We start from the raw sequence: 4805 nt of genomic DNA on the forward strand, positions 1-4805 counted from the left end.
CACCCCCGCCCGCTGCATTTACTCCGTTAGTGCAGAAATCAGGAGCCCCAGCTGCATTTGCTCCACTAGGCAGCGTCCACAGCTCGGGGGTGAGCATGCAGAGGGGCGGTGGATCTCCCGGCCAGAGGGTGTGTGGGGCAGGGCTGTGGACAACCCGCCCCGGTCAACGGATCACCTACCTACAGTTCCGGCATGGTGTTGTACCAGCAGCGTCCAGCCCCGTTTCTCCCTGAGCCACTGGTGGTTCCCACGGCGGAGACCGGCCGACGCGCCTCACAGTTGCTCGGCAGCCCGGGCGTGCAGCGACTCGCGCGGGGATTGTGGGTGCTCCGGGACAAACCGCTCACAGCAGTGGAAAGAGCTGTTCTCCTGCAGCGGCATCTGTGCCGGCCCGAGTCCGGGCTTCTGGTGAGCGGCCTGCACGGGCTGGAGCTGCTGCGGCTCCCCGTGGGCGGAAGTGAGGCGTGGGCGCAGGAGGTGCTTGCCCGGCCCCACCGGTCGCGCGGTCCACGCCAGGGGGCGTTCAGTGCTTCCTCACTGAACGCCGCGAACCACTGCGTTGAGCTGCTCTGGACTGGTCACCGCGCCCAGTCCAAGCAGGAGGGAGTGCGCATTGCCATGTCGCACGGTCTGCCCAGCCTCGTGGGCCCATGGGGCAGCAGGGTTGCCCACCCACTGGAGATGCTGTCCCGGATGAGCACCGTGCTGTCTCCGTGGCGGATCACTGCGTGCCTGGACGCGCTGCTGTCCACCCGGTTCGTCATCCCCGGCACGTCCCGCCCGGTGCAGTTCACGCGAGAGCAGTTGGAGGAGAGTCTGGACCAGCTCCCGCCTGCCGCTCGAGGCGTCATCCGGCTGCGCCGCGCCTGGCGTGATGCTCGGTCACCGTGCTGGTCGGCGGCGGAGACTCTGACCCGGCTGATCATTGCCCGGCACGACCTGCCTGAGCCGTCCCTGAACCACCAGGTGACGATCGCGGGGCGCACGTTCTTCCTGGACCTGGCATGGCCTGGTGCGCGAACGGCCGTGGAGTACAACGGCGGTGTCCATGCTCGTGAGGTGTCCCAGTACCGGGATGAGATGTACCGCCTCTCCCTCCTACGAGACGCAGGGTGGGACGTCTCGGTCCTCACATGGGACGACCTCCGCTCTCCAACCCGCAGGATGACGTGGCTCTCGCGCATTCAACGGGGCCTGGGTCGCCCGCACCGTGCTCTCTAGTGGAGTAAATGCAGCCGTACGGCCTGGAACCTGCATTAGCGGAGCAAATGCAGCAGCTGCAGCACATGCCGCGCAGGTTCGCGCACCGGCGGGGGCGCCTCTCCCCGGGTGCGCCGGTTCCCAGGCGCGGAGAGCGGAGGGCGACGGCGCTCGGTTCTGCTTCCGAGGGTCAGTTCGCCTGCTGCAGCTGCGCCAGCGGGGCCCAGCGCCTGAAGATGCGCCGCAGCGCCGCCGTCGCGGATCCGAGGTCCCCCTCATGGAGCAGGTCCAGGGCGTCGGCCATGTCCTGCGGGGACTCGTCCGGCTGGATCCGGTCCGCCAGGGAGCCGTAGTCCAGGCTCACCAGGGAAGCGGCGCTGAAGGATCCCAGCCAGCGGCTCAGCCGGGTGAGGTCCTGGGCGAAGGCGGCGGCCTGTCGGGCTTCATCCGGGAGGTCGTCCTCGGGGGTGTCGCCGGAAACGGCCCGTCCGGCGTCGTCGACGATCTGTGCGGCCTGGAGGGTGCGCTGCGCGGCGGCGTCCGCTGGGGCGATGAACCGGTGGATCTCCTGCCCGGAGTGCTGGGACGCCACATGGTCCGCTGGGGTGAAGGCCGCGAACCAGGCCAGGGGGATCGCGTAGGCGGCCTCTCGGGTGTAGACGGGCTGGAAAGCCTCGCTGGAGGTGGCCTTGGCGGCCTCCGCCACCTCCTGCTCGGGGACCAGCAGGGGCAGGAGCTGGGCGCTGTCCTCGTTCTCGGCGGCGGTGAACAGGCGCAGGGAGCGGCGCAGGCGCTGGGTGGGGTGGAACACGGGAAAGTCCCCTGGGCGGTTCGGGGACGCACCGGGTACCTGCCCGGCACCGCCCGGGGAGGTGCCGGGCAGCCGCCGCGCCCCGGCCGGTGCCGTGGAGAACGGCATGGTCCACAGCGGTTCGCGGGCCGGAGGCAGCAGGGACTGGGAGGTGTCCGCGATGCGGGCCAGCTGCTCCGAGAACTCGTGCACCCCGCCGGTGAAAGGGTCCAGGGCGCGGGGGATGCCGGGGGAGTAGTGGGCGTCCAGGTCCTGCTGGGGGACGTAGACGCGCAGCGCGAACCGCACGGGCGAGCCCGTGATGCTGCGGTAGGCGCTGCCCGCGTTGATCAGGGGCACGGGGTCAGTCGATCTCGATCACGACGGGCGCGTGGTCCGAGGCGCCCTTGCCCTTGCGCTCGTCCCGGTCGATCCAGGCGTCCTGCACGCGGGCGGCCAGTGCGGGGGAGCACAGCTGGAAGTCGATGCGCATGCCCTCCTTCTTGGGGAAGCGCAGCTGCTTGTAGTCCCAGTAGGTGTAGACGCCGGGGCCGGGGTGGCGCGGGCGCACCACGTCCTGGTAGCCGGCGTCCTCGATGAACGCGTGGAACGCCGCGCGCTCCGGCTCGCTGACGTGGGTGTAGCCGCCCTCCTTGAAGAGCTGGATGTCCCACACGTCGTCGTCCTGCGGGGCCACGTTCCAGTCGCCCACCAGGGCGATCTGCGCGTCCGGATCGTCCTGCAGCCACTGCTTGGCGTGGCCCTCCAGCACGCGCAGCCACTCGAGCTTGTACGGCATGTGGGGGTCCTCCAGGCCGCGGCCGTTGGGCACGTAGAGGGACCACACGCGCACGCCGTTGCAGGTGGCACCGATCGCGCGGGCCTCCTGCGCGGGCTCCTGGCCGGGCTTGCCGAACGTGGGCTGGTCCGGGAAGGTGCGCTCCACGTCCGTGAGCCCCACGCGGGACGCGATCGCCACGCCGTTCCACTGGCTCACGCCGAAGTGCGCCACCTCGTAGCCCGCGAACTCGAACAGCTCCCACGGGAAGTTCTCGTCCTTGGCCTTGGTCTCCTGGATGGCCAGCACGTCCACGTCCGAGCGGTCGAGCCACGCCTCGATGCGGTCGGCCCGGGCGCGGATGGAGTTCACGTTCCACGTGGCAATTCTCATGGGCTCCACCGTAGCCACCCGCGCGGCACCGGAGAAACCGGTGCAGGGCGGCCCGCGCGGGCCGGGGCTGGCGCAGGCACGGGGCACGACGCCGCTCGGCCGCGTTCCCCGCACGGGGCCGGTGCGGCGCGTGGGGCCTGAGGCGGTCGGGCGTCACGCCCCACTGCGCCAGGGGCTGGGCGCCGTCACCGGAGGAGCCCGGGGTGCGCCCGGGCCGTGGGTGGCGTCGTGCTCCCGTGCCTCACGCGTGGGGGCCGCCTCTGGCGCGGAGCGGATTCCCCGGGGACTTCCACCGGGATCCCAGGCAAGAGGCGGGACGCCCGGGAACACGGGGCAGTAGTGTGGCGGGATGACCCCCACGAACGTGCTGTCACAGATCAGAGAACGCCGGATCCTGCTGAAGGCGGCCGGTGTGGGCGCAGGGTCCCTGCTCGGTGCGCAGGCCGTGGTCGTGGCATCTCTGGCGGGCATCGACTGGTGGAAGCAGCGCGGGCGCAAGCAGCGTGACGCACCGCGTCCGGGAACGTTCACGGCCCAGGTGCAGGACTCGGAGCTGACCATCTACACGTCCGGGGAGGACGTCTACGAGGACATGCTCGAGGCCATCGACAACGCCGAGCACTCCATCCACATGGAGACGTTCATCTGGAAGAACGACGAGATCGGGCAGCGCTTCCTGGACGGCATGAACCGTGCGGTGGAGCGCGGCGTGGACGTGTTCGTGATCTACGACGGCTTCGCCAACCTGGTCATCCCGCAGACCTTCTACTCCTTCGACAGCGACATCCACGTGTTCCGCGTGCCGTTCCTGCGCCGCCCGTTCTGGAAGGGCCCCCTGCGGTTCTCGGGCCTGAACCACTCCAAGATCCTGGTGGTGGATGACGAGATCGGGTTCGTGGGCGGGTTCAACATCGGCTCCCTGTACTCCCGGCAGTGGCGGGACACGCACATCCGTGAGGTGGGCCCGGCCGTGTGGGGTCTGCGCAACGCGATCGCCACGGTGTGGAACGAGGACCGCGAGCCGGACAAGGAGATCGAGTGGGTTCCGCCGCAGAGCTGGGATCCCGAGGTGCGGGTGAACGCGAACCTGCCCATCCAGATCGTGTACCCCATCCGTGAGATGTACATGAACGCGATCGACCGGGCCCAGGACCACATCTGGATCAACACCCCGTACTTCATCCCGGACCAGCAGGTGCTGGACACGCTCCTGGACGCCGCGCGCCGCGGGGTGGACGTCCGCGTCATGGTCCCCAAGGACTCCAACCACATCCTCTCGGACTGGGTGTCCCGGGGGTTCTACGGCCAGCTGTTGGAGGGGGGCGTGACCATCCTGCTCTACGGCGCGTGCATGATCCATGCCAAGACCGCCACGATCGACGGTCAGTGGTCCACCGTGGGCACCGCCAACCTGGACCGCCTCTCCCTGTCCTTCAACTACGAGACCAACGTGGAGATCGTGGACCCGGACTTCGCCGCCCAGATGGAGAAGGTCTTCCTCGCGGACAGCGAGCACTGCGAGGAGCTCACCTCCCCCCAGTGGCGGGAGCGCCACCCCATGGCGCGGGTCGCGGAGGTCCTGCTGGTCCCGCTGCGCCCCCTGCTCTGACATCCCCGGCGCACGACGACGCCGCACGGCCGGCC

The 4805-nt window shown here is 69.8% G+C and carries 4 protein-coding genes; 2 read left to right on the top strand and 2 right to left on the bottom strand.

Annotation, left to right across the window (positions count from 1 at the left end; translation table 11 throughout):
* The first annotated feature begins 693 nt into the window (after window positions 1-693).
* Window positions 694-1221 (top strand): hypothetical protein, encoded by a 528-nt coding sequence (locus QL985_RS11730; RefSeq protein ID WP_223110060.1) that lies wholly within the window; start codon window positions 694-696, stop codon window positions 1219-1221.
* Between the two features lie 169 nt (window positions 1222-1390).
* On the opposite strand, the gene QL985_RS11735 is transcribed toward QL985_RS11730, so the two are convergent.
* Both QL985_RS11735 and QL985_RS11740 read right to left on the bottom strand, forming a co-directional pair.
* The gene (locus QL985_RS11735; RefSeq protein WP_191871880.1) at window positions 1391-2350 is read right to left on the bottom strand and encodes a hypothetical protein; all 960 of its coding nucleotides are present in this window, start codon (window positions 2348-2350) and stop codon (window positions 1391-1393) included.
* 4 nt (window positions 2351-2354) lie between these two features.
* A complete protein-coding gene (locus QL985_RS11740; RefSeq protein ID WP_191871879.1) occupies window positions 2355-3161 on the bottom strand; it encodes an exodeoxyribonuclease III in 807 nt (268 codons plus the stop codon).
* Window positions 3162-3510: 349 nt separating this feature from the next.
* Between QL985_RS11740 and QL985_RS11745 the strand changes: the two genes are divergently transcribed.
* Window positions 3511-4770 carry a phospholipase D-like domain-containing protein gene (locus tag QL985_RS11745; RefSeq protein WP_191551079.1) on the top strand — a complete coding sequence of 420 codons (1260 nt, stop codon included), beginning with the start codon at window positions 3511-3513 and terminating at the stop codon, window positions 4768-4770.
* Window positions 4771-4805: the final 35 nt, after the last annotated feature.

The organism is Kocuria sp. APC 4018, from assembly GCF_030407675.1.
Taxonomy (GTDB): domain Bacteria; phylum Actinomycetota; class Actinomycetes; order Actinomycetales; family Micrococcaceae; genus Kocuria; species Kocuria rhizophila.